The 23690-nt window shown below is 62.2% G+C and carries 28 protein-coding genes; 20 read left to right on the top strand and 8 right to left on the bottom strand.

Going from position 1 to position 23690, the window contains the following annotated elements; all coding sequences use genetic code 11:
* Positions 1-601 precede the first annotated feature (601 nt).
* On the bottom strand, positions 602-877 hold the full coding sequence (locus ABQM86_RS01810; protein WP_369745791.1) for a hypothetical protein: 276 nt from the start codon (positions 875-877) through the stop codon (positions 602-604).
* Between the two features lie 268 nt (positions 878-1145).
* Here ABQM86_RS01810 and ABQM86_RS01815 point away from each other — a divergent pair, with 268 nt between their 5' ends.
* Both ABQM86_RS01815 and ABQM86_RS01820 read left to right on the top strand, forming a co-directional pair.
* Complete coding sequence (locus ABQM86_RS01815; RefSeq protein ID WP_369745792.1) at positions 1146-1643, top strand: hypothetical protein; 498 nt, start codon at positions 1146-1148, stop codon at positions 1641-1643.
* A 185-nt stretch (positions 1644-1828) separates the two neighbouring features.
* Positions 1829-2314 carry a hypothetical protein gene (locus ABQM86_RS01820; protein ID WP_369745793.1) on the top strand — a complete coding sequence of 162 codons (486 nt, stop codon included), beginning with the start codon at positions 1829-1831 and terminating at the stop codon, positions 2312-2314.
* Between the two features lie 156 nt (positions 2315-2470).
* Here the strand turns inward: ABQM86_RS01820 and ABQM86_RS01825 are convergent, their stop codons facing one another.
* Positions 2471-3001, bottom strand: coding sequence for a class I SAM-dependent methyltransferase (locus ABQM86_RS01825; protein WP_369745794.1), 531 nt, complete (start codon positions 2999-3001; stop codon positions 2471-2473).
* A gap of 135 nt (positions 3002-3136) precedes the next feature.
* Between ABQM86_RS01825 and ABQM86_RS01830 the strand changes: the two genes are divergently transcribed.
* Positions 3137-4672, top strand: a complete 1536-nt coding sequence (locus ABQM86_RS01830; protein ID WP_369745795.1) for an alpha-N-arabinofuranosidase — start codon at positions 3137-3139, stop codon at positions 4670-4672.
* A 3-nt stretch (positions 4673-4675) separates the two neighbouring features.
* Here ABQM86_RS01830 and ABQM86_RS01835 read toward each other — a convergent pair whose 3' ends face one another.
* Both ABQM86_RS01835 and ABQM86_RS01840 read right to left on the bottom strand, forming a co-directional pair.
* Positions 4676-5050: a hypothetical protein gene (locus ABQM86_RS01835; protein WP_207595830.1), complete on the bottom strand. Its 375-nt coding sequence runs from the start codon at positions 5048-5050 to the stop codon at positions 4676-4678.
* Between the two features lie 115 nt (positions 5051-5165).
* Entirely contained in the window at positions 5166-5723 is a 558-nt protein-coding gene (locus tag ABQM86_RS01840) for a GAF and ANTAR domain-containing protein (protein WP_242703604.1), read from the bottom strand.
* Here ABQM86_RS01840 and ABQM86_RS01845 point away from each other — a divergent pair.
* From ABQM86_RS01845 to ABQM86_RS01865, 5 genes are all read left to right on the top strand, one after another.
* Positions 5607-5912, top strand: coding sequence for a hypothetical protein (locus tag ABQM86_RS01845; protein ID WP_242703657.1), 306 nt, complete (start codon positions 5607-5609; stop codon positions 5910-5912). The two genes, ABQM86_RS01840 and ABQM86_RS01845, sit on opposite strands and share 117 nt — an antisense overlap.
* 237 nt (positions 5913-6149) lie before the next feature.
* Positions 6150-6557: a RidA family protein gene (locus ABQM86_RS01850; protein WP_207595832.1), complete on the top strand. Its 408-nt coding sequence runs from the start codon at positions 6150-6152 to the stop codon at positions 6555-6557.
* Positions 6558-6614: 57 nt separating this feature from the next.
* Positions 6615-7619, top strand: a complete 1005-nt coding sequence (locus ABQM86_RS01855; protein WP_369745796.1) for a LacI family DNA-binding transcriptional regulator — start codon at positions 6615-6617, stop codon at positions 7617-7619.
* 18 nt (positions 7620-7637) lie between these two features.
* The gene (locus tag ABQM86_RS01860; protein WP_207595834.1) at positions 7638-8738 is read left to right on the top strand and encodes a D-TA family PLP-dependent enzyme; all 1101 of its coding nucleotides are present in this window, start codon (positions 7638-7640) and stop codon (positions 8736-8738) included.
* A gap of 24 nt (positions 8739-8762) precedes the next feature.
* Positions 8763-8969 carry a ribbon-helix-helix protein, CopG family gene (locus ABQM86_RS01865; RefSeq protein WP_223941739.1) on the top strand — a complete coding sequence of 69 codons (207 nt, stop codon included), beginning with the start codon at positions 8763-8765 and terminating at the stop codon, positions 8967-8969.
* Positions 8970-9117: 148 nt separating this feature from the next.
* Here ABQM86_RS01865 and ABQM86_RS01870 read toward each other — a convergent pair whose 3' ends face one another.
* Positions 9118-9639, bottom strand: coding sequence for a flavin reductase family protein (locus ABQM86_RS01870; protein ID WP_369745797.1), 522 nt, complete (start codon positions 9637-9639; stop codon positions 9118-9120).
* Between the two features lie 201 nt (positions 9640-9840).
* Here ABQM86_RS01870 and ABQM86_RS01875 point away from each other — a divergent pair, with 201 nt between their 5' ends.
* From ABQM86_RS01875 to ABQM86_RS01910, 8 genes are all read left to right on the top strand, one after another.
* Complete coding sequence (locus ABQM86_RS01875) at positions 9841-10143, top strand: urease subunit gamma (protein WP_089593256.1); 303 nt, start codon at positions 9841-9843, stop codon at positions 10141-10143.
* Positions 10144-10152: 9 nt separating this feature from the next.
* Positions 10153-10506 carry an urease subunit beta gene (locus ABQM86_RS01880; RefSeq protein WP_207595838.1) on the top strand — a complete coding sequence of 118 codons (354 nt, stop codon included), beginning with the start codon at positions 10153-10155 and terminating at the stop codon, positions 10504-10506.
* Positions 10503-12233 (top strand): urease subunit alpha, encoded by a 1731-nt coding sequence (ureC, locus tag ABQM86_RS01885; RefSeq protein WP_369745798.1) that lies wholly within the window; start codon positions 10503-10505, stop codon positions 12231-12233. The genes ABQM86_RS01880 and ureC overlap by 4 nt, the downstream gene beginning before the upstream one ends.
* Before the next feature lie 17 nt (positions 12234-12250).
* Positions 12251-12724: an urease accessory protein UreE gene (gene ureE / locus ABQM86_RS01890; protein WP_207595840.1), complete on the top strand. Its 474-nt coding sequence runs from the start codon at positions 12251-12253 to the stop codon at positions 12722-12724.
* Between the two features lie 141 nt (positions 12725-12865).
* Positions 12866-13537, top strand: a complete 672-nt coding sequence (locus tag ABQM86_RS01895) for an urease accessory protein UreF (protein WP_337340686.1) — start codon at positions 12866-12868, stop codon at positions 13535-13537.
* A gap of 21 nt (positions 13538-13558) precedes the next feature.
* Entirely contained in the window at positions 13559-14176 is a 618-nt protein-coding gene (ureG, locus tag ABQM86_RS01900; protein ID WP_337340687.1) for an urease accessory protein UreG, read from the top strand.
* A 188-nt stretch (positions 14177-14364) separates the two neighbouring features.
* A complete protein-coding gene (locus ABQM86_RS01905; protein WP_369746613.1) occupies positions 14365-15267 on the top strand; it encodes an urease accessory protein UreD in 903 nt (300 codons plus the stop codon).
* Entirely contained in the window at positions 15267-16322 is a 1056-nt protein-coding gene (locus ABQM86_RS01910; protein ID WP_207595843.1) for a HoxN/HupN/NixA family nickel/cobalt transporter, read from the top strand. The genes ABQM86_RS01905 and ABQM86_RS01910 overlap by 1 nt, the downstream gene beginning before the upstream one ends.
* Here ABQM86_RS01910 and ABQM86_RS01915 read toward each other — a convergent pair.
* Positions 16300-17277: a serine hydrolase domain-containing protein gene (locus tag ABQM86_RS01915; protein ID WP_369745799.1), complete on the bottom strand. Its 978-nt coding sequence runs from the start codon at positions 17275-17277 to the stop codon at positions 16300-16302. The two genes, ABQM86_RS01910 and ABQM86_RS01915, sit on opposite strands and share 23 nt — an antisense overlap.
* Before the next feature lie 148 nt (positions 17278-17425).
* On the opposite strand from ABQM86_RS01915, the gene ABQM86_RS01920 reads away from it, so the two are divergent.
* Together ABQM86_RS01920 and ABQM86_RS01925 are read left to right on the top strand one after the other, a co-directional pair.
* Positions 17426-17935, top strand: a complete 510-nt coding sequence (locus tag ABQM86_RS01920; protein ID WP_280625890.1) for a sigma-70 family RNA polymerase sigma factor — start codon at positions 17426-17428, stop codon at positions 17933-17935.
* A gap of 5 nt (positions 17936-17940) precedes the next feature.
* Positions 17941-18975 (top strand): hypothetical protein, encoded by a 1035-nt coding sequence (locus ABQM86_RS01925; RefSeq protein ID WP_369745800.1) that lies wholly within the window; start codon positions 17941-17943, stop codon positions 18973-18975.
* A gap of 66 nt (positions 18976-19041) precedes the next feature.
* Here ABQM86_RS01925 and ABQM86_RS01930 read toward each other — a convergent pair whose 3' ends face one another.
* Positions 19042-21786, bottom strand: coding sequence for an alpha-amylase family glycosyl hydrolase (locus ABQM86_RS01930; RefSeq protein WP_369745801.1), 2745 nt, complete (start codon positions 21784-21786; stop codon positions 19042-19044).
* Between the two features lie 355 nt (positions 21787-22141).
* Here ABQM86_RS01930 and ABQM86_RS01935 point away from each other — a divergent pair, with 355 nt between their 5' ends.
* Together ABQM86_RS01935 and ABQM86_RS01940 are read left to right on the top strand one after the other, a co-directional pair.
* A complete protein-coding gene (locus ABQM86_RS01935; RefSeq protein WP_207595847.1) occupies positions 22142-22339 on the top strand; it encodes a hypothetical protein in 198 nt (65 codons plus the stop codon).
* On the top strand, positions 22336-22566 hold the full coding sequence (locus tag ABQM86_RS01940; RefSeq protein ID WP_207595848.1) for a hypothetical protein: 231 nt from the start codon (positions 22336-22338) through the stop codon (positions 22564-22566). Before ABQM86_RS01935 ends, ABQM86_RS01940 begins: the two co-directional genes overlap by 4 nt.
* A gap of 74 nt (positions 22567-22640) precedes the next feature.
* Here the strand turns inward: ABQM86_RS01940 and ABQM86_RS01945 are convergent, their stop codons facing one another.
* Positions 22641-23690, bottom strand: a complete 1050-nt coding sequence (locus ABQM86_RS01945; protein ID WP_369745802.1) for a lactonase family protein — start codon at positions 23688-23690, stop codon at positions 22641-22643.

Here is a 23690-nt window from a genome sequence, read left to right on the forward strand (position 1 = left end):
TCCTTGTAATAGGTGGGCACATTCGCCAGCGATGATCTGGGGTGTGTCATCTTGCTGTACCGGCGAGAAGCGGTACATCCGGAGGATGCGATCGCCGGGCCACCAGCGCTAGTCATAAACCCACCGTTGCTGTTCATCAACGGACTGAACGACGTGGCCGACAAGGCTGAGAAGCTAAGCGAGGTCAAAATCACGCCCGCGCCAACGGACACTCTGGACAGCGTAGTGGAAAACTCCGGGAGGAAGTAAGACGCCGCGGCGCGCTTGAACTTGATGAGTCAACCCTGCGAGACATCGCGCAAACGACGCCCGGCGCTGTTCTAGTAGCAGTGCCATTCATTCAGACTAGTGCGGCATAAAGGCCGTGGAGAAGCCGCTCCATGCGTTCTGCGCCTGCATTGCTCAGCCATTCGGAGTTCGGCAACGGGAATGTTGACCCGTCCACCAATGTCAGTGTTACCTCGTGGTGCTTAGAGGGAACCCCGTCGCCATGAGGTTCACCCGGCCTCAAGCTTACAAGAATGCCTGACAAGTTCTTGAGCGCAATCAACTGCGTGGGCTCCCGCACACTCTGGCTCCTTCAGTTATGCTATTCGATGGATTAATTATTCAAGTGAGGGGGCTCGGCGTGCGGATCTTTGATACGGCGGTGGAGATTGCGTTCGACGACGGCGCCGCCGACGCTTTGACCAGCGCTGCTGATTCCGCGGATCAGACCCTGCGCTCCGAAGGTAGCTTCCTGGGTGTCGCCACGGGTTATGCGATGGAGGACTTTAAGGGCGGCTATGCGACCTTGTTCAACCACGCTTTGGCTGTCCGGGCCGATGACCGGGGCCGGCTTGCCTGGCAGCAACGCGCCGATGTCCGTGAACAACACTTTCAGACTTTCCAGAGCGTGGCGATCGATCCGATGCCCATGGAATGGCCGGTCGCTGCACCGACGATTTCTGCGGTGTTTGCCGCGAGCGACCGGGTTCGATTCGCCGGCGCAGCGGGAGGCGCAACCAGCTCAGCTGATCCTGGCAAGCTGCGCGAATTTGTGTCCCAATCCCGCGCCTTCCGTCTAAAGACCAGCCGCATACTCGCCGCGTTAGTCTGCGCGGCCCGTTGCACTGAGCGCCTGCACACCCACCACGGAGAACCCTATGACCGGCTCAGCCAATCCCAGCGACCCTGCGACCGTCAAAGCCCAAGTCGACGAGCTCAAACAAGCCCTCGCGGATCTTCACGCCTTCAAAACCGAAACCCAACAAGCCATCGGACCCCAGAAATGGGTCGATAAGGGCACTCGTAACATGGACTGCAGAACCTCCGACGGGGAAGACGGCGTGAACTACAGCATCCTGACCCAAACGCCTGACCCCGTGGACCTGGAAGCATCAGTAAGCGTGGTCAGAGCGTTTTGGGAATCCAAGGGCTTCACCACCCGTACCGAAACCAACCCCAGGGAACCGGGCCTCATCCGCCTCTACGCCAACGAGAACGGCGGACACCTTTTGTCCTACTTCGCAAACATCAAAGGCTCCGGCCTGGAGATGAACAGCGCCTGCGTCGCCGGAGACCAGACCGCAATCTACAAGGAGCTGTACCCCGAAATTTACGGGATCCCTTTTAGCCCCGGCTCCTCTCCGTCTGCTAATTAGGCTGTCTGGTGCGCCAAAGGAGCTGCCTATGTCGCCTCGTGCTGGCTTGTGGCCTGTGGAACGGCTTCAGGAAGAGTGAACCACATGCCCTTTGAACCCAAAGCCCGGCTCGCGGGCCGCCGCCTACTCGCGACGTTGGTCGGCGCGGCCCTTGCACTGAGCGCCTGCACACCCTGGAGGTCCCCATGACCGGCTCAAGCGACCCCAGCGACCCCGCAACCGTCAAAGCCCAGGTCGAACAACTCAAACAAGCCCTCGCGGACCTCCACGCCTTCAAAGTCGAAACCCAAAAAGCCATCGGACCCCAGAAATGGGTCGATAAAGGCACCCGAAACAGCGCCTGCAATGCAGGTGATGGAAGGGAGGGCGTGAACTACAGCGTCATGAGCCAAACCATGGAAACCCTCGACTTGGAAGCTTCAACGGACGTGGTCAAAACGTTCTGGGAATCGAAGGGTTATAACACCCGCGTCGAAACCAACCTGTTGGACCCTGGCCTCGTCCGCCTCTACGCCAATCAGAACGGCGGAAACCTCATATCCTTCACCGCGAATGTCAAAGGCTCCGACCTGGAAATGGATACTGTCTGCGTCGCCGGAGACCAGACCGCAATCCACAAGGAGCTGGACAGGCAGGAAGCAAGCGACAGCCCCTCACCAATCACGAAGTAGAGCTGAAGAGCCTCGGCCCCTTGTTGACTCTGGGCTGGTGCACAGTTATCAATGCGCGTAGGTGCATTCAGCCAACGCGACCGGGAGTGAGCAGCCGTTGCGCGACGATGGCCCCGTGGGGACGCACTCCGGGGTCGGCGCGGGAGTGTGTGCCAATCACGTGAAACCGGCTTCCTGCAACCGTCCCGACATCTCCTCCAGAGACCAGAAATAGGCGGGAGTCACTGCATGCGGGAATGACTCGCCCGCCGGGCCAGCGAAGAAGCCGAGCAGGAGGCTCCCGCCAGGTTTGAGGCACCGGGCAAACTCGTTCAGAACCCGGGTGATCCCAGCCGGGGGAGTGTGAATCAGTGAGTACCAGGCGAATATTCCCGCCAATGAGTGATCCGGGGTGGGCAGCCGTTCAAGTGACCCGACAGAGAACTGAGCATCCGGGCAGAATTGCTTGGCTGTCTCAATAAACTCCGGTACCAAGTCCACGCCTTGGACGTCCACCCCGTCGGAGTGCAGAAAGGCTGTCCATTGCCCAGGCCCGCAGCCGGCATCGAGGACTTTCCCGGACAATCCCTGGGCCCATGACAACACGAGCTCCCTGTCGGCCGGATGGGTACTGCTGATGGCTCCGAACAACGAGGTGTACTCGGCTGCACGGGCCGAATAGGCGGCTCTCACAACTCCCGACGTCATGGAACTCAGCCTAAGAGCCGGAACGCCCGGCAAGAAATCTCTTGACTCCCACACCAAGGCCACGTCAGCATAGTTTCTATAACGTTGTAAATCGGCAAGCAGAACCAGCAAAACCAGCAGACAAGGACCCACCCTTTGGGAAACCCAGAAAACCCCACGGCCAAAATCACCATCGACCCCGCGTTCGTCGTAGGCCCCGTCAGGAGGAAGACATTCGGCGCCTTCGTTGAGCACCTCGGCCGCTGCGTCTACACGGGCATTTTCGAGCCTGAGCACCCCAAAGCCGACGACGACGGTTTCCGCACCGATGTCCTCGACCTCACCAAGGAACTCGGCGTCTCCACGGTCAGGTACCCGGGCGGAAACTTCGTCTCGGGGTACCGCTGGGAAGACGGAGTGGGGCCCAAAGAAGACCGCCCAACAAGGCTGGACCTCGCCTGGCACTCCAGCGATCCCAACCTGGTGGGCGTGGACGAGTTCGCAAAGTGGTCGGAAAAGGCCGGCGTGGAACCCATGATGGCGGTCAACCTGGGTACCAGGGGCCCGCAGGAAGCCCTGGACCTGCTGGAGTACTCCAACATCAAGGGTGGAACGGCCTTGTCCGAACAGCGCAAGGCGAATGGCGCCGTCGAGCCTCACAACATCACGATGTGGTGCCTCGGGAACGAGATGGACGGCTTCTGGCAGATCGGCCACAAGAAGGCGGACGAGTACGCGCGGGTTGCCGCCGAGACGGCGCGGGCGATGCGCATGGTCAACCCGGACCTGGAACTGGTGGCTTGTGGAAGTTCGGGACCAACCATGCCCACGTTCGGCGAATGGGAGCGCGTGGTCCTCAACGAGACGTACGAGTTGGTGGACCTGATCTCGGCGCACCAGTACTTTGAGGACTTCGGCGATCTGCAGGAGCACCTGTCAGCCGGACACCGGATGGAAGCGTTCATCAAGGACCTGGTCTCGCACATCGACCATGTGAAGTCGGCCAACAAGTCCGGGAAGCAGGTCAATATCTCGTTCGATGAGTGGAACGTCTGGCACATGTCCCGCGACGAGTCCAAGGTGCCCACCGGAGACGACTGGCCCGTGGCGCCAGTGCTCCTCGAGGACCGGTACACGGTTGCCGACGCCGTGGTGGTGGGAGACCTTCTCATCACGCTGCTGCGCAACACGGACCGCGTCCACTCCGCGAGCCTGGCTCAGCTGGTCAACGTGATCGCACCCATCATGACTGAGCCGGGCGGCCGGGCCTGGAGGCAGACCACGTTCCACCCGTTTGCGCTCACTTCGCAGAATGCCTCGGGCACGGTGTTGAACCTCGCCGTCGAATCCCCGCTGCTGGAGACCGAAAAGACGTCGGGCTTCACCGCCCTGTCAGCCGTGGCGACCTTTGATGCAGAAGCCAAGGAGGCCGTGGTGTTCGCAGTAAACCGCTCGGCGACGGACGCGCTGACGCTGGATGCCGCCGTCGGAAGCCTCAACGCAAGCAAAGTCATTGAGGCCGTCACCTACTCGAATAAGGACCCGTACTGGCAGGCCACTGCCGACGATTCGACGTCGGTCCTGCCGTCCGAGAACGTCAGTGTGAAGCTCGACGGCGGTCGCCTCACCGCCGCGCTTCCGGCCGTGAGCTGGACCATGATCCGGCTGTCGCTGGAGGACCAGGTCAACTGAAAGCTAGGCGATCTGCTGCGTGCCGTCGTGGAACATGGGGTACGCGGAGATCGGCGTGACCGTAGCTGACGGAGTTGGGTCCGGTGCCTGCGATGCGGGTGCCGGAGCCGGCTCGTCAACGGTGACGATTTCCATGGACTCCATGTCCAGGAGCCGGCGGCTTCCGGTATCGTCCGTTAGCCAGAAAAGGTCGGTGCCCGCAACGGTTTTGACCACGGTGCCCCGGTGATAGAGTCGGCCGTTATGCCAGGCCTCGATGTAGTCGCCAGGGCTCAGCGGATGCGGTTCTTCCTTGCTGCCCGGCATGCTGCCGAACGCCTGCGCGAGGCTGGCCTGCGTCTTAAGGGCTTGGAAAAGATCCCTGTTTGCAATGCTCATGTCTGCTCCCCTCACTCTTCGCCGTCCATGTGACCCCAGCATTCCGCATGTTTGTTGCGGGCGCGTTGCAAGGGGATGAGCGATGTGTGACGGCTCAAGGGGAGAAACTAAAAGGTCATTCTTCGAAGTTCGCTGTGATCCTTTGGTCCCCGCCAACTTTGGCGATGATGCCGGCTGCCACGGTCCTGAGCTTGACGTTCCGATGGCTCGAGGCCTTGGCGAGGATTTGGAAAGCTGCGTCGCGGCAACACCTGTTCTGGGCCATGATGATACCGACGGCGGTATCGATGGTCGCGCGGGACTCCAACGCGGCCGTAAGGTTGTCGCGTGCGTCCCGCAGTTGTGCCATTTTCACTGCGAGGTGAAGCGCCTTGGCCCCAGTAGCCGTAACCCGCTCAGCGGCCATGATGTCTTCTTCCGAGAAGCCGTGCTGGCGTGTGGAGTAGAGGTTCACCACGGCCTCCGCAGTCCTGTTCAGTTCCATGGGCAGGGCCAAAATCGAGCCGACGTTGGTTGCGGCGGCCGCTGTCATGTAATCCGGCCAACGCTGCTCACTATGAACGTCCGGGACATGGGCAATGGTCCGGGTCCGGAGGGCCGTGAGGCACGGTCCATCGTCAAAACTATTCTGAATTTGGTCAAGTCTCCGGGCGAGGGTATCGCTTTCCGCCACGGCCACCGGCTTTTTCTGCCGAATGACCGTTACGCCGCAAGCTATGGTATTCCCGTTTTTGGTCAGCTTGGTTGCGGTCATGCAAGCGAAGTCTTCAAGAAACGCGCGCATATCCGCGTTATCCACCAAAAGATCCTGAAGTCGCACCAGAAAATCTGTCAGGTCCCCATCGGCCTGTTTTTGTGCTGATGGGGCTGTGTTGTGCTGGGCCACGGGGCCTCGCTTCATGCAATGCCGGAGTCAAAGCAACTCCAACTGGGCGGCAGAGCGCTCGTAATCGCGCAAAGCCCGAATATCAACCCCGGTCCCGTCAGCACCCGAAATCTCTTACTTGTGACACTACGCCGTTGCCCATCAACATGACAGGGCAAAGGACCGTGATGGGATGGACTCACATGGAACCAACCCGACAAACGAAGGAATCCCATGCCTAATGCAGTCACCCTCATTCGCTCCGACCGGCTCACGTCAGCAGCTCAGTACGCGTATGCGGCGACCGCCCCGGCTGAAGCCCGGCTTGTCTTCCTGGCGGGATCCTGCCCGCTGAACGAGGACGGGACCACGGCAGGTATTGGGGACTACAAAGCCCAAGCGGAAAAGTCGGTCGAAAACATGCTGCTGGCTTTGGACGCCGCCGGAGCGGGAATCGGGGACGTCATTTCCACCCGGGTCCTGGTTGCCTCGACCCAGCAGGCCGATCTCGTCACCGCTTGGAACGTGGTCCGTGCCGCCTTCGCCGACCATGACGTCCCGAGCACCCTCATGGGCGTCACCGTCCTTGGCTACGACCATCAGTTGGTGGAGATCGAGGCCGTCGCTGCAGTCATGGACTGACTCCATCAAGGCCTGATCTGCAACGATGTATGCCAACAGTACAAAAGGAGCACTTTGATGGCCGTCACCATGAACGACGTTGCGCGCGTTGCCGGGGTCTCGTTGAAGACGGTTTCCAACGTGATCAACAACTACGAGTTCATCCGCCCCGCCACCAAACAGCGCGTCCTCGACGCGATCGATGAGCTGGGTTACGAGACCAACCTGACGGCACGCAGCCTCCGCTCGGGCAAGACCAGCATGCTCGGATTGGTCCTCGCCGACCTCTCCATCCCGTACTACGCCGAGTTGGCCTCGGACATCATGAAGGCGGCCTGGGCACGGGGCTACCGTGTCCTCGTGGAGCAGTCCGGAAATGAGCCTGAGCACGAAAAGGCGGCGCTCCAGGGCCAGTTCCGCACCCTCACTGATGGCCTCCTCTTCATTCCACTCGCCCTGGACGCTGAGCAGATCATCGCTGCCGCGGGCAAGAAGCCGTTGGTCCTGCTGGGTGAATTCGTGCAGGATCCGCGGCTGGACATGGTCCTCATTCAAAACCACCGAGCCGCTGCTGCGGTCACCGCCCACCTGCTGGCGGGAGGCCGCCGTCGTATAGCTGTTCTGGGCGCGCGCGACGGCGACACCACCGGCAGTAACGGCCTGCGCCTTGAGGGGTACAAGACTGCGCTCGCTGACGCTGGGGTGCCTTACGATCCTGCCTTGGTGGTGCCGTGCGATTGGCGGCGGGATGGCGGCGCTGCCGCCACGGCCAGGCTCCTGGACAGCGGAGTGGAGTTCGACGCTGTCTTCGGACTCAACGATGCCCTCGCTTTGGGGGCGCTGCATGAGCTTCTGGTCCGTGGCAGGAGAGTCCCGGAGGAGATCGCCGTTGCTGGTTTTGATGATATTGACGAGGCGCGGTTCGCGTCGCCGTCTTTGACCACAGTGGCGCCGGGGCGTACGGAAATTGCGGAGCGCGCCGTCGAACTTCTCATCGAGCGGATTGAAGCCAAGAACGCGGCGCCCACTGTCCAGCAGCCGGAAGCGAAGTTCGAATTGCGGGTCAGGCAGTCCGCGCCGTAGGACGTTAGTGTTTGTGGAATGAACGTGATCCCCGCTGAAGTTGTTACCCCTGCTGTCATGATCGACCTCGATGTCCTTGACCGAAACATCGAACGCATGGCGGCAAGCATGCTCAGCAGGGGACTCAAGCTCCGGCCGCACGTCAAGACGCACAAGACCCTGGAGATCGCGCGAAAGCAGCTGTCAGCCGGGGCCGTAGGGATCACCGTTGCCACGATCGGCGAGGCCGAAGTCTTCGCAGCGGACGGCGTGAAGGACATCTTCATCGCGTACCCACTCTGGGTTGAAGCCACGCACGCTGATCGCCTGCGGGCTTTGACAGCAACGTGCCGCCTGGCTGTTGGCGTCGATTCGGCGGACAGCGCGACGGCGATGGGTCGCCAACTCGGAGCCGAGGCAGCCAGCGTTGAGGTGCTGATCGAAGTGGACAGCGGACACCATCGCAGCGGCGTGCTGCCGGATGAAGTGGTGGCCGTTGCCGACGCGGCGGCTGCTGCAGGACTGAGCGTGCAGGGCGTCTTCACGTTCCCCGGTCACAGCTACAAGCCCGGCATGCCGACTGGTGCGGCAAGCAACGAGAATGAGGCACTTGGCTTGGCGGCGACGTCACTGTCCGAGGCCGGCTTCGAGGTGACCACCATCAGCGGAGGGTCCACGCCTACCGCCTTGCTTGACGGCGAAACGGTGGCCACGGAGCTCCGTCCGGGAGTCTACGTGTTCGGCGATGCCCAGCAACTGGAGCTTGAACGGTGCACGTGGGACGACATTGCACTGACTGTCGCTGCCACCGTTGTCAGCAGGCACGAAGCCGCAGGCGGAAACGTGCGCCGGGTGGTGGTGGACGCTGGCAGTAAGATCCTGGGCAGCGACCGCCCGGATTGGGCCACCGGATACGCACGGCTTCCCGAATACCCCGAAGCAAGGGTCACTGCGCTGTCTGAGCACCACGCCACGGTTGTCTGGCCGGACTCGTCCGAACTTCCGGCGCTTGGCACCCGGCTCCGGGTGATCCCCAACCACGTGTGCCTGACCATGAATCTGGTGGACGAAGTTACTGTGGTGCGGGATGGGGCTGTGGTGGAGCAGTGGGCCGTGGCCGCCAGGGGCCGGAACAACTAGGTACCGTTTTAGTACCACCGAAACATGGCTATGAATCTGCGCGTCCCTGAGGACCTTGATCGACGACTGGAGAAATTGGCTGCAGAGGAGCACACCTCAAAGTCCGCGCTCCTGTTGCAGGGCGCAGAGTTGGTTCTGCAGCGTCATGCGCGACGACGTGAAATCAGCGAGGGACTGGATTTCGTGATGAGTCATGATGCGGAGCTGCTGACGCGCCTTGAGGACGCGTGACGGCGTACCTGGACATCGAAGATGCCCTTCAACACCTCCGACGAGGGCTTTGAGCTTGTGGTCGGAGTTGCCGCGGGTGCCATCGAATTGCGGGATTCCGCCGCCAAGATTTCCCGGCAACTTGTGACCCGCCAGCCCAAGGGCGCGGTCAGCCAACCGCCTGCTCGCTGCGGGAAAGGGTGTGGAACTCCCGGTTGTGGTAGACCAGCGGGGCCGAATCGGCGGGGCTGAATCGGATATCCACAACGGTTGCGGCCAACAGCACGGAGCCACCCAGTGGTGCCCGATGAACGATTTCGCACCGCAGCGCCCATGGAGCTTCCCTGAGCAGGGGCTCGCCTGTGGGCAGCAGTTCCCAGTCCATGTCGCTGGTAAAGCGCGGGGCTAGTGGGTCCGCGAAAGTGCGAACGAGGTCCACTTGGTCCGCGCCCAAAAGGTGCACGACGATCGTTTGCGCGGCAGCGATATGCGAAGCTGATCGGCCGCCTGTGACGGAGAATGCCAGCGTCGGCGGATCCACCGCCACCGATGCCACCGAGGACGCCGTGAGCCCTACGGCTCCTTCCGGTCCTGACGCGGTGATGATGGCAACTCCTGCTGGATGAGAGCGGAAGGCGGACTTGAAGAGCTCGCCGACCGGCTCTGCCGGCAAGGGGGTGTGATGGGACATTCATGAACCTTCGTGGGACTGGGAGGGGTTGGCGCCGCTTTGCGGAAGCGCACCTGAACGATGCTATGACCTCAACTTAAGTTGAGGTCAATTCGGGAAAAATTCGCCCCCCCGTTGAGACGATTTGGAAACGTAGCTGAAACTTCCGGTCCCTACGCTGGTCACAACTGTCACGGTCGTGCCCACGTACAAGGAGATTCGATGCATCTTTTGCCCCGCGAGCAGGAGAAACTCATGATCGTGGTGGCTGCCGACCTGGCGCGCCGCCGCCAAGCGCGGGGGCTGAAATTGAACTACCCCGAGGCTGTGGCAATCATCAGCTACGAACTCATCGAAGGTGCCCGTGACGGCAGGACCGTTGCTGATCTCATGAGCTATGGAACCACCCTGCTCCGCCGCGAAGACGTGATGGAAGGCGTGCCGGAGATGATCCACGACGTCCAAATCGAAGCCACCTTCCCTGACGGCACCAAGCTCGTCACAGTCCACCACCCCATCCGCTAGGAGCCCCCCATGATTCCCGGTGAATACAGACTCCAGCCCGGTTCCATCGCGTGCAACAGTGGCCGTGAGGCAATCGCTGTCGAGGTGGTGAACCGCGGCGACCGCCCCGTCCAGATCGGTTCGCACTACCACTTTGCCGAGGCGAACGGCGCCCTGGAGTTCGACCGCGACGTTGCCTACGGCCGCCGCCTGGATATCCCGGCCGGAACGGCTGCCCGCTTCGAACCCGGTGATCGGAAAACCATCCAGTTGATCGAGATTGCCGGGGCGCGTGAGGTTTATGGGCTCAGTAACGCTGTGAACGGAACGCTCGACGGCGGCCCCCGCTTGAGTGCGTCGGATCCAGAAGGAGTCGCCAAGTGAGCTTCGAGATTTCCCGCAAGCAATACTCCGAGCTGTACGGCCCGACGACGGGCGACGCCATCCGCCTGGCCGACACCGAACTGTTCCTGGAGATCGAGAAGGACTACACGGTTTACGGCGAGGAAGTAGTGTTCGGCGGCGGAAAAGTGATCCGCGACGGCATGGGCCAGAACGGCCAGTTGACCCGCTCGGAGGACATCCCTGACACCGTGATCACCAATGTGATCGTGCTGGACTACACCGGTATCTACAAGGCGGACGTTGCCCTCAAGGACGGGCACATCTTCAAAATCGGCAAAGCCGGCAACCCGCAGATTGCCGACGGCGTGGACATCGTGATCGGGGCCAGCACGGAGATCATCGCCGGCGAGCGGAAGATCCTCACCGCCGGCGGCATCGACACCCACATTCACTTCATCTCCCCCGAACAGGTTCCGGCAGCCCTGTGCAACGGCATCACCACCATGGTGGGCGGCGGCACAGGACCGGCTGAAGGCACCAAAGCCACCACCATCACGCCCGGCGCCTGGCACATCTCGCGAATGCTGCAGGCCGCCGAGGGACTCCCCGTTAATATCGGCCTGTTCGGGAAGGGCCACGCATCCGCCGTCGAGCCACTCGCCGAGCAGATCCGCGCCGGTGCGGTCGGGCTTAAAGTGCACGAGGACTGGGGCTCAACCACCTCGTCCATCGACATGTCCCTGTGCGTTGCCGACGAATACGACGTCCAAGTGGCCATCCACACCGACACCCTCAACGAGTGCGGCTTCGTGGAAGACACCATCCGGGCAATCGACGGCCGCGTGATCCACACCTTCCACACCGAAGGAGCCGGCGGTGGGCACGCCCCGGACATCATCAAGATCGCCGGACTGCCCAACGTGCTCCCGGCCTCCACCAACCCCACGCTGCCGTACACGCGAAACACCATCGAAGAGCACCTGGACATGCTCATGGTCTGCCACCACCTCAACCCGGACATCCCGGAAGACGTGGCCTTTGCAGACTCCCGAATCCGGGCCGAAACCATCGCCGCTGAGGATGTCCTGCACGACCTCGGCATCTTCGCGATCACGTCGTCGGACTCCCAGGCGATGGGACGCGTTGGCGAAGTGGTCACTCGGACGTGGCAGGTAGCGGACGCCATGAAACGGCAGCGCGGCGTGCTGAAGGACCCGTCCGGGAATGCCCACGGTTCTGCCGACTCGGACAACTTCCGACTCAAGCGCTACGTCGCCAAATACACCATCAACGCGGCCATCGCCCAGGGAATGGCGGATGTGATCGGCTCCGTGGAAGAAGGCAAATTCGCAGACCTCGTCCTCTGGGACCCCGCCTTCTTTGGCGTGAAACCCGAGCTCGTCATCAAAGGGGGCCAGATCGCCTACGCACTCATGGGCGACGCCAACGCCTCCATCCCCACGCCCCAACCCCGCACCATGCGGCCCATGTTCGCCACGTACGGCAAGGCATTGCAGCAGACGTCCATCACCTTCCTGTCCAAAGCAGCGATCGACGCCGGGGTCCCCGCCGAACTCGGCCTTGAACGCATCATCAAACCCGTCACCGGCATCCGCAACCTCACCAAAGCGGATCTCAAATACAACGGCGAAACCCCGGACATCGCCGTCGACCCCGAAACCTACAAAGTGAGCGTCGACGGCGTCGAAGTCACCTCCCAGCCCTCCGACGTGCTGCCCATGGCGCAGCGCTACTTCCTCTTCTAAGCCGTTTAGGAAACCACATGATCATCGAAAAAATCCTGGGCAACCTCCACGAACAGCCCAACGCCTACGCCGGGCATCACAAAGAAAAGGTAGTCCTCCCCAGCGCACTGCTGGTTAAACGCATCCAACGCGTCACCACCGACCACGGCAAAGAACTCGGCATCCGCCTCCCCACCGGAACCGGCGACCTCCGCGACGGCGACATCCTCGCCATCAGCGACGCCAACCTCATCGTCATCTCCGTACTGCCCACCGACGTCCTGGTGATCGGGCCCCGAAGCATCCACGAAATGGGGGTGGTGGCGCACTCGCTCGGCAACCGGCATCTACAGGCACAATTCTTCGACTCTGCGTCTGAGTACGGGGCCGAGGTCATGGTTTGTCAGTATGACCACACGGTCGAAGACTTTCTGAAGAGCGTCGGCGTCCCCTACGACAGGCAAGAGCGGGTCATGCCGGTGCCGTTCCGCCATGCTGAGCATTCGCACTAAAGCTGTGCGCCGCGTCAGGTTGGGTGCGCACGCTTGCGCTCCGCTGGGAAGGGGGCCGTGCCCGCTTCGCGATGCCCGCCACGCCGCGGCCCCCTTCCCAGCTCCGCTCAAGCGCGCCGTCCTCACCTCCGGCGGTTGGCTGTGAGTGCGACATATCAGCTTGCTCTTCAACAGTTGACCGACTCCGCTTTGCCTACGGGGGCGTTTGCTCATTCTTTGGGGTTTGAGAGCTACATCCACCGTGGGCTCGTGGGCGATGAGGGGTCTTTTGGGGGTTGGTTGAGCGCTTTTGTGGGGCAGCAGTTGGTCTATTCAGATGGGTTGGCTCTACGGTTCCTTTATGAGGGGGTGGATGTTGGTTTGTTGGACTCTGTTCTTTCCGGGCAGTTGTTGGCTCGGGAGGTGAGGGAGGCGTCTTTGAAGATGGGGGGACGGCTGTTGGAGATCGGTGGGGAGGTGTTCCCGTCGGAGGAGTTGGAAGCGTATCGGGAGTTGGTTCGTGGGGGTGGGGCCGGGGGGCATCAGCCCTTGGCTTTTGGTGTCATCGCGCGGTCATTGGGTGTTCCTTTTGAGGCGGCGCTCTCTGCCTATCTGTTTGCCACGGTGACTTCCCTGACGCAGAATGCCGTGCGCGCCATACCGCTCGGACAGAACGCGGGGCAGCGGGTGCTCCGCCACGCGCACGACGCCGTTGCTGCCGCCGTCAAGGATGTAGCACAGCTGTGCTGGGACGACTTTGGGGCCGTCAGCCCCGGACTTGAAATTTCACAAATGCGGCACGAACGGCAACGCGCCCGCATGTTCATGAGCTAGCTAGTGCAAAGGACAGAAAACATGAAAGAACCCATCAAAATCGGTGTCGGCGGACCCGTCGGAGCAGGCAAAACCCAGCTCGTGGAACGCATCACCCGGCACATGAGCGGCGACATCTCCATGGCTGCCATCACCAACGACATCTACACCATCGAAGACGCCAAAATCCTCGCCGCCAACGGCATCCTTCCCGAGGACCGCATCATCGGCGTCGAAACCGGCGGCTGCCCCCACACTGCCATCCGTGAAGACACCTCAATGAACACCGCAGCCATCGAAGAACTTAAGGCCCGGCACCCCGACCTGCAGGTCATCTTTGTCGAATCCGGCGGCGACAACCTCTCTGCCACCTTCAGCCCCGAACTCGTCGACTTCTCCATCTACATCATCGACGTCGCCCAAGGCGAAAAAATCCCCCGCAAAGCCGGCCAAGGCATGATCAAGTCCGACCTCTTCATCATCAACAAAACGGACCTGGCACCCCATGTCGGAGCCGACCTGGCCATCATGGAGAGGGATTCCAAGGAATTCCGGGGCAACAAGCCGTTCTGCTTCACCAATCTCAAGACCGATGAAGGGCTGGAGGAGGTCCTCAACTGGATTCGCCGCGACGTCCTGATGCTTGATCTGGCATCGTGATCGGCGGGGCTGCGGCGGCTACGCCGGATTTTGGGCCGTGCCCGTCCCCAGCCGCTCCCAACTCTCGCAAGCTCGAGTCGGGTCCCTCGCGGCAGTGGGCCCCCCACGATGCCCGCGACGCCGCGGCCCAAAAATCCGGCTCCGCCGCCGCAGCGGTCGGCTCACGTCGCGGCAGCGAGCAGCGGACGTTGCAGGCCGCACCGAGCCCTGCGGGAAAGCTGGGGCCGCACGCTGGGTTGGCTTTCCCGGAGCGCCCCGTGCGGGGGCGGTTGGAGTTGGGCATCAGTGTGCGGGGTGGGCGGTCTGTTGCTTCGCGGCAGTTTCATGAGGGCGCTTTGAGGGTGCTTAGGCCGCATTATCTCGATGGGTCCGGGCAGGTTTGTTATGTCATGGTCAATCCTGGCGGGGCGTACCTGGGGGCCGATCTGTTTGTTGTTGAAGTGGAGGTTGATGCGGGGGCGGAGCTATTGCTGACCACGCAGTCTGCCACGAAGATTTATCGCACTCCGGGATCGTTTGCTGAGCAACGGATGACTGTCCGGCTGGGGGAAAGCTCGCGGTTGGAGCTGATGCCCGATCAGTTGATTGCGTACCGGGAGGCAAGCTATCGGCAGAATTCGCACCTCAGTCTCCACCCGACGTCGAGCCTTGTCATGGCAGAGGTCATCACGCCGGGGTGGTCGCCCGACGGCGCATCCTTCAGATTCGAAGAGGTCCGACTGCGGAATGAGATCTGGATCGAAGACGGAAAGGGGTCGAAGCTGTTGGCCCTCGATAACCTGCTGATCAGGCCACCGTTGGGGGACGTGACGGGGATGGGGTTCATGGAGGGCTTCAGCCATCTGGGGTCCTTGGTGGTGGTGGACCCGCGGGTTGATCAGGGGCTTGCTGATGACCTGGACCGCCTATCCCGTGATTTTGCGGCGTACACGGGCGTTTCCTTGACGGCGACTATTGCCGGGACTACTGGGCTTGTGCTGCGATCGTTGTCCAACAGCACTGAGGAACTCAACACATTGCTGGGTGTTTGCTCCGGCGTCCTGCGGGAACGTTGGTACGGGCAGGGACCCTTGAACCTGAGGAAGTATTAATGACTGCGCTGACCGAGTTCGCCACCATGTACCGGGAGCGGGAGACGTTGTCCCTGCGGACCAGGCTGCTGTTCACGTTTGGTGCCGTCGCCGCGTTGCACGTTGCCGCCGTCGTGCTGTTGCTAGCGGGTACGGCAGGAGGTGCGCAGCCGCTGGCGCTGGGACTGGTAGTCACCGCGTATGTGGCCGGCATCAAGCACAGCTACGACTGGGACCACATCGCCGCGATCGACAACTCCACGCGCAAATTCGTGGCGCAGCACAAGGATCCAGTGAGCGTGGGGTTTGCGTTCAGCCTGGGCCACAGCTCCGTGGTGATCCTGGCGGGCTTGCTGGTGGTGGCCGGTGCGACACTGATCGGGCAGTTCATGCAGGACGGCACTACGGGTAACAAAGTGCTGGGCCTGATCGGCAGCGGCGTTTCCGGGCTGTTCCTGTTGGCGATGGGTCTGTTCAACGGTTCCGCATTCGTCCGCGCAACGCAGGTTTACCGGAACGTTCAGGCCGGCGGCGAGGTACGTCCCGACGACCTTGAGGCCAAGGGTTTTGTGGCCCGCCTCCTCGCCAAGCCCCTGTCCAAGGTGGAGCGGCCACGGAACATCTATGTCATCGGTTTCCTGTTCGGGCTCGGGTTCGACACCGCCACCACCATCGGGCTGCTGGTGATCACCACGACGGCGTCGCTCGCCGGGGTTTCGCCGCTCGCCTTAATGGCGCTCCCGCTCGCGTTCACCGCCGCTATGACCCTGTGCGATTCAGTCAATGGCGTGGCCATGATGAAGATGTACAAGTCGGCCATCCACAACCCGCAGCGCAAGCTCGGCTTCAACGCCGTGATCACTGGCATCTCGGCCGTCTCGGCATTGTTCATCGCCGTGATCACGCTCGGCGGATTCATCAACGCCGCCTTCGGGTTGGAGGACCCGTTGACAACCTGGCTTGGTGAGGTAGACCTTGGCGACGCAGGCCTGATCCTGGTGGGCCTGTTCGTGCTGGTGTGGGCCGTGTCCTCAACTGCGCGACCTACTTGGGTCAGGAAGCTGCCACCGCGTTGAACAGCTCGGTAGTGTCCACGCCGAGGTCCGGAGTGTCCAGGACGTTGGTCAGGAACACCACGCAGCGGTCCTGTTCGGGGAGCATCCACCATTCTGTTCCCGCCCAGCCGGGGTGGCCATAGATTCCCTGCGCCAGCAGCTCAGACTGGTTGGCGGGCAGCTGGAACCCAAGTCCGGTATGGCGCAGGGGCTTTGGCCGGGTGGTGATGTGGGAAACCTCGGTGGTGCGGGGTCGACGCATGGCAGCAAGGGTTGCCGGTTGCACAGCCGTGCCGGAATCCCTCAGCAATTCCGAGCCCAGGTTGAGCAGGTCCGTGGCTGTGCCGAACAGTCCGGCGCCGGGATGCTTTTTCCGATACATTCCCTCCACGTCAAGACCTGGTCCCTCGGTGCCGTGGACCGTGTGCGGATTGCAGGTGGTGTCGAAGGTGAGGCCTTGAGCTCCTGTGTCCGCTGCCAGGGTCAGGAGCTGTTCCTCGAACGGGCGCCCGTCAGCCCACTCTGCCATCGCGGCGGCCCCTTCGAAAGCGATGTTGCAGTACTGGACCAGTGAACCCGCATAGAAGGCCTGCTCCGCGGAGGTGAGGTCCTCACGAAGGGGAGTGCCGCCGTCGAGCGCCGGGTCCGCAATACCGGAACGGTGACTCAGCAGCTGCTCCAAGGTCACCGTGTCCGTGCGCTGGGCACCGAATCCGGGCACGGCCGCGTCAAGGGTGGAGCCCAGCGACAACTTGCCCTGCTCCACCTGGCGCATCACGGTCAAGGCGCTGATGGGTTTGGAAACAGAGAACAGTGCAAAGTGGTCGTCGGCCGCGGCCTGCCTGCCGCCATCGGTACCGAACGCCACAACGTCCTCGATGCCGTGGCTGGATGCGATCCCCAGCACGGCAACCGGCACTCGGCCAAGGTCTACCTGCTTGCGGGCCCAGTCTGCGGAGGGTCCTGTGTCCACCATGGTTGTTCCACGCTCTCGTTGGGGGTCTGTGAGTCGAATCTATCGCGGGTGGCTGAAGAAATTTGCCAGCGCCTGTAACCGTGGCGGCCCGGCCGGAAACTATACAAGTATCCTGCAGTTCAGGGCTCTATATCAGGGGGAAACAATCGTGCTTTCCGAGCGCGAATTGGCGTTCATCGCCATTCACAAAGACAGCTACCCATCCGTCTTCAAATTCGTCTGCCGACGTGTTGAATCCGCCGAGGCCGCGGAAGAGATCGCAGCAGACGTGTTCCGCGTCGTCTGGCAAAAGTGGACCGACGACTCACGCCCCGAGCTCCCGTATTTATTGACGGTTGCGCGGAACCTGGTGGGGAACGCGTACAGGAGCCGCGACCGGCGGCTGGCACTCCAGGAAAAGCTGCGGACGACGGCGGTGGAGCGGTATGGCGATGAGTCCGAAAACGTCGCGGTACAGGATGCCATGATGCGGCTGCGTGAACAGGACCGGGACATCCTGCAGCTGGCCTACTGGGACGGCTTGAGCGCCGCAGAAATAGCAGGGGTGCTGCAGTGCAGTGAATCTGCGGCCAAAGTCCGTCTCCACCGGGCCCGAACGGCGTTCCGGAAACAGATGCCTGCAGGGGCCGAAACCACCACACACAAGATGGGGGTCTGAAGACAATGGATCCGATCAAGAACCAGATTTCAGCGATTGACCCGCTCACTGTTGATCCAGTTGCCGAGCCCAGCGGAGAAGAAGCGCTGCACAGGATACTCTCGGGCTCTACGGTGTTCAGCGATGGCCACCCGGTGGCGGCTGTGGCGTCCCTGGAACAGCGCAGGCGACGTAAGGCACAAATTGCGGGCGGGCTGTTGCTCGCAGCTGCGGCCGTCACGGCGGGAGTGCTGGTAGCCGCGAACCTAGGCTCCGTGAACACCGCGCCGGTGCCTGCCGTCACGGTCACGACGACAGAAGCGAGCCCGTCACCGAGCGCATCGGCGTCAGCAACACCGACGCCCACGGCCACGCCCTCGGCGACGCCCACAGCGGCTGCACCGGTAACCACCCCGCCCGCTTCTCCGCCGGCTCCAACCGTTCCCGTGGTGGCACCTACCCCCGTTTCCACCACGACATTGCCGCACGCTTCCCTTTCGCAGACCTTTACCTTCCCCGACGGGCACCTCTCCTTCACGCTTCCGGTTGGTTGGAGCGCATATACAGAGCAGGGGCCGTATCTTTCCGAGGAAACGAAGGCTGCATCCCAAGGGGCCACCATCCTGGACAGTGCAGGCACCAAGGTAGCAATGGTGGCCAGCGGGTTCTACGGAGACGGCACTGCGGGCGAGGTAACCCGGACTGTCTATGACCGGGCTGCCGTCCCAGGGCTTAGGGATATTGCCGGCAATCCTGTGGAGTTTGGTTTCGCGGCCAACCAGTCCAGGTACGTTCCGTACGGAGCGCCGGAGGGCAGCGCCAAAGTCCTGGGGGATATGAACTATTTCATGGACGTTCGCCTGGCCTCGGAGCTCCAGGCCGGGGAGACGGACTCGGGAACCAACCTGATCAGGATGCCCAACGGATTCATGAACGCCTACGTGCTGTTCGACTTCGACAAGCAGCCAACCTTCGCAACCCCTGAAGCTGCCAAGGCCTATATGGCCACCACGCAGTACGCCCAGCTGAAGTCCATGCTCCTCAGCCTGAGCTACAAGTAACCCATCTGAGTAACAGCAAACGTCGCTCTGACAGTCCAGAGCGACGTTTGCTGTTACCTAGTTGGGCTAGCGGGTGGTGACCAGGTGGCTGGCGGGGTCGTACCGGAAGGTGACCGGTCCGCCGTCGTGCTTCACGGCGATGTTGCTGCCGTTTGGGGCTCCGCCGAGGCCATAATTCTCAGCCCAGGAGTTGTTGATGGCGGCCTTGAACTCGTAGCTCCCGGCGGCGAGGTTGGGCACGGAGAGCTTCCAGAGCCCATCAACGGTGTCCAGGGACAGCTGGGCCTGGGCGCAATCCGGCATCCAATCGCCGGCGCAACCGAGCTCGGAATTCAGGCTTCCCGGCACCGACACGGCGGCGGGTTGCTGGCCGGCAACCGCTGCGCTGATCACGTTGGTTGCGTGGTCGTACAGAAAAGTGACGGCTCCGCCTGAATGCTGGAAGACCACGTTGGCACCGTCCAACTCTCCGCCGGCACCGTAGTTTTCGTCCCAGGTGCCATTGAGCGCGGCCTTGAATTCATAGCTTCCGGCCGGGAGGTTGGGGACGTTGAGGTTCCACAGCCGATGCGTCGGCTGATAGGTCATCAATGCCTGCTCACAGGACGGCTGCCAGTCCTCGGCGCAGCCCAGTTCGGTGTTGAGGCTGCCGGCCACGGTAACGGACTCGGGCTGGGTCGGTTCACCCACCACACCGCTGCGCGGCTCACTGGCCGACGTCTGCCCCCGGTTGTCCAGCACCACGGCGCGGTACTCCACCGACGTTCCCGCCTCCAGCGAGGACACGTCATGGAACACCTGGTACGGCGCGTTGTCGTCGGTGCCGATCGCTTGCCACTCGCCGCCAGCCGTACGCGACTGGAAGGTGACCTCATAGAATGAGCTGCCGTCGACGTCGGCCGTCACCTTCACACGGGACGCATCACCGGCCGCGGTGACTGGCTTCTTAAGCACGACGCCGGGAGCCGCCTTGGACTTCGCGAGTCGCCCCGCTGCTTCGTACACCACGGCGGAAAGCGGCGGCACGGTGACGTTCAGCTTTGCCTGCGGATCGGTTTTCACGTCCGCTTCGGCGTCACCGTAGACCAGCTTGAACGGTTGCTTGGCTTCATACGTGGGAATTGCGGCTGTTTGGGCAGTCTCACTGTTGTTCACTGCCACGACGTATTCGCGCTGCTCCTTGGCGTCGATGCGAGAGAAGGCGTAGATCCCGGCACCATCGGCGGCGTAACGGTTTTGCTGGGCCCCGGTGCGGAGCGTGGGGTGCTCAGCGGTGAGCCCGGCGAGTTCGCTGATCTTCCGGTACAGCGGGTGGCCGGTGTCAAAGTTGTCCGTGGCGTGGGTGGAGTTGGTGCCCAAGAGGTCGTCATCCAGGTACTCCTGGACCTTGCTCGCGAACAGTGTCTGCCGCGAGTCCTGGTCTCCGCCGGCCCCGGTGAAGCCTTGCTCGTCGCCGTAGTAGATCACGGGGTTGCCGCGCGAGAAGTACATCAGCTCATGGGCGAGCTCGTCGCGTTCCAGCAGTTCGGCGTCGGACGCTCCTGCGTTGTCCTGGGCGATGAAGGTGCCGATGCGGCCCATGTCGTGATTTCCCAGGAAGGTGGGCAGTTGGTAGACGTTGGAGTCGGCATCCGTGTACCAGTCATCCCCGTTGAAGAAGTCCGCCAAGCCGGTGGCCTTGCTGCCCTGGGATGCGAAGCTGCGGGCCGCGCCCTGGAAGCCGAAGTCCAGCACAGCCTGCATCTTGTTCCTGGTGGTGAACGTGGAGGTGATGCTCTTTGAGGTGTCGAAGACCTCCCCGAACATGAAGAACTCGTCCTTGCCCTGTTCCTTGGCATAGCTCAGAACTTGGGGTCCGAACTGCTGCCAGAAATCGTCGTTGACGTGTTTCATGGTGTCGATGCGGAATCCGTCGATGCCGAAGTCGCGGATCCAGGTTTTGTAAACGTCCATCATCCCGTTGACCACCGTGGGGTTTTCCGTGAAGAGGTCATCCAGTCCGAAGAAGTCGCCGTACAGGGAGTCCTCACCGGCAAAGTTGGTGTTGCCGCGGTTGTGATAGAGCGTGGGGTCGTTCAGCCAGGACGGAACCTTGACGTCCTTCTCGGCGGCCGGCACCACGGGCGTGTACGGGAACGACGTCGCCGGGTCCAAGGCCGGGAAGTCCTGCGTTCCGGCGTAATCGCGGTCGTCGAAAACCTCGCCCGCAGCTGTCCGGTAGGGCTCGGTTTCCTTGGAGATATAGGGCGCGGACTGCGTCTCCTGGTACTGGATGACATCCGCCGTGTGGTTGGTAATGATGTCGAAGTACACCTTCATGCCCCGCGCGTGGGCGGCATCGATGAGGGTCTTCAACTCGGCATTGGTGCCTAAGTGCGGGTCGATCTGCGTGAAGTCCGTGACCCAGTAACCGTGGTATCCGGCGGAACTGTTCGCCAGGGTTCCGTCACCCTGGACTGCTTTGTTCTTAAAGCTCGGCGTGAGCCAGAGGGCGTTGGTTCCCAACCCTTGGATGTAGTCCAGCTGGTCTTGGAGACCCTTCAAGTCCCCGCCGTTGAAGAACCCCTTGCGGGTGGGGTCATAGCCGGACACCATCGGATCGGCACCGAGCCCGCCGTCGTCGTTGGCCTTGGTGCCGTTGTTGAAGCGGTCCGCCATGACGAAGTAGAAATTCTGATCGCTGACTCCTCCCCGGATGGAGTGCTGGGCTGCGGGTTCCGGTGTCTTGGTGACCGGAGCGGCGCCCGCGGGGAGGACAGCTGTGGCAGTGAGGGCCGCCGTCGTCAGGACGACGGCGGCGAGGCGGCCCAAGGGGCGGCGTTGTTGGGGGAGGTCGGGTCTATGGCTGCGAGCTAACAAGTGATGGAACCTTCCGCTAAGCGACAGTGCTGTGGGACACGTCACAACTGTAAGCGCTTGCTTACCCTTAATCCAGAGAATTTCAGAGTTACGGGATGTGAAGAAAAGTGAGTTGCGCCAATTTATGGAAGCGTTTGCAGCCGGTATAGCTTGATCTTCGCGGAATCGGCACTGTGCACCTGCATCAGCGTCGGCTGGAATGCTATGCATTTGGCCATAACAGAGCACGTGTGACTTGCATAGGGTTGAAGAGATCTGCTTCACACTACGCAGTGCCCCGATCTATCCCCAAGGATGAGTTTCAACGATGAAGAGCATCGCCCTCCTGCGCGAACGAGCCACCCGCACCATGCCTACCGGTTCCCATTGCCCGGCGTCGGGCCTGTGGAGCCCGGACTCCGATCCGGACGCCGTCCAGGTGTTCCCCGAGGGCCACGTGCTTCCTGCCCACAACGGAGTGGCGACTGTCTGGCGGCGCCGCACTGCTGCTGAAGTGTCAGCGTGACCAGCTCCATCCTGAACCGGCCCGCAGGCTACCGGCACGTTCCTGCCGCGGAGTGGTCCGAGCTTAGTTCCGGCGATCCTGTGTGGATTTACGACGTCGCATGGGGCGCCGGTACGGGCCGCGTTGACGATGTCTCCAAGCACCAGGAACTGCTCTGGGTGGTACTTGAGCCGACGGGCCGCAAGCTGCTCTGCGGCACGGACGACGTCCAGGTCTGGTCCGTCTAGAAAGACTCGCCGAGGTGGCATTTAATACCAATGTCTGAGCGGATCATACGTATTGGGTGCCACCTCGGCGGTAGTTAGACGGCGGCTATCAGCATGCTGGGTGAGCCGGTCTCCACGCGGCTGACGGGGCCGTCCGGCAAACCGGTGGCTGGGTCCAGCCTGAAACTCACGACGTCATCCGAGCCTTCGTTGGCGACGTACAGCCAGCCTTCGCGGACCAAGTGATGGCGGGGCCAGTCGCCGCCACAGGGAACGTCGGCGAGGGGCTCAAGTTCTTTGCCGTCGTGGGTTACCTTCAGGACGCAGATACGGTTGGATCCCCGAACACCCACATACGCGAACCGGCCATCCGGTGACAGCGCGATCTCGGCCCCGGAGTCGCCGTCGAATGGCTTGTTGATGCTGGCCGGAACAACTCCGGTGAGCTCGTACGTGCCGTCCGGTTCCATCCTGACAATGGCCACCTCCACCGAATACTCGGTGTCCACGAACACGGATCCGCTGTGATGCCGTGCCATATGCCGCGGCCCCGAGCCCTTGGGCAGCACCACCTCGTGATCGGGCTGCAGGCCTTCGCCAGGAGCGTACGTCCACACGCGGACCAGGTCATGCCCAAGATCGGTGGTCATCACCCGTCCGTCGGGGAGCATCAGGCTCGAATGCGCGCGACTGGGACGTCCGCCGTCAGTGGCTGCCGTGAAGTGGGGATCGACGGCGGCTGCCGCGCTGGTGCGCGAGGTGATGGCGCCGTCGTGGTCCAGTTCGTAAAGGATGACCTGGCCATCGCCCCAACAGGTGGCCACTATGAAACGGCCGTGGGGATCCACCGCAACGTGGCAGGTGGCGTCTCCGGCCGGCCACGGCTCACCGAAAGCTTCCAGCTCTGCCGCGCCCGTCCGGCGGTAGGCCCGGACCGTTCTACCTTCCTCGGCGACTGCGTAAACCAGCGGAAGCTTGGGGTGCAGCGCAAGGAACGACGGCGAATTGGCGGCGACCGCCAGGCCAGTGGACGTTAGTTGCCCGTGGTCGTCTGCCGAGAGCACGGAGATGCCCTTGCCGTTGCCGCTCCGGTCTGCCGTGTAGGACCCTACCCAGATCAGCGTTTCAGTGCTTTTCGGTTCCAT

The organism is Paenarthrobacter sp. AMU7, from assembly GCF_041200195.1.
In the GTDB taxonomy this organism is placed as follows: Bacteria; Actinomycetota; Actinomycetes; order Actinomycetales; family Micrococcaceae; genus Arthrobacter.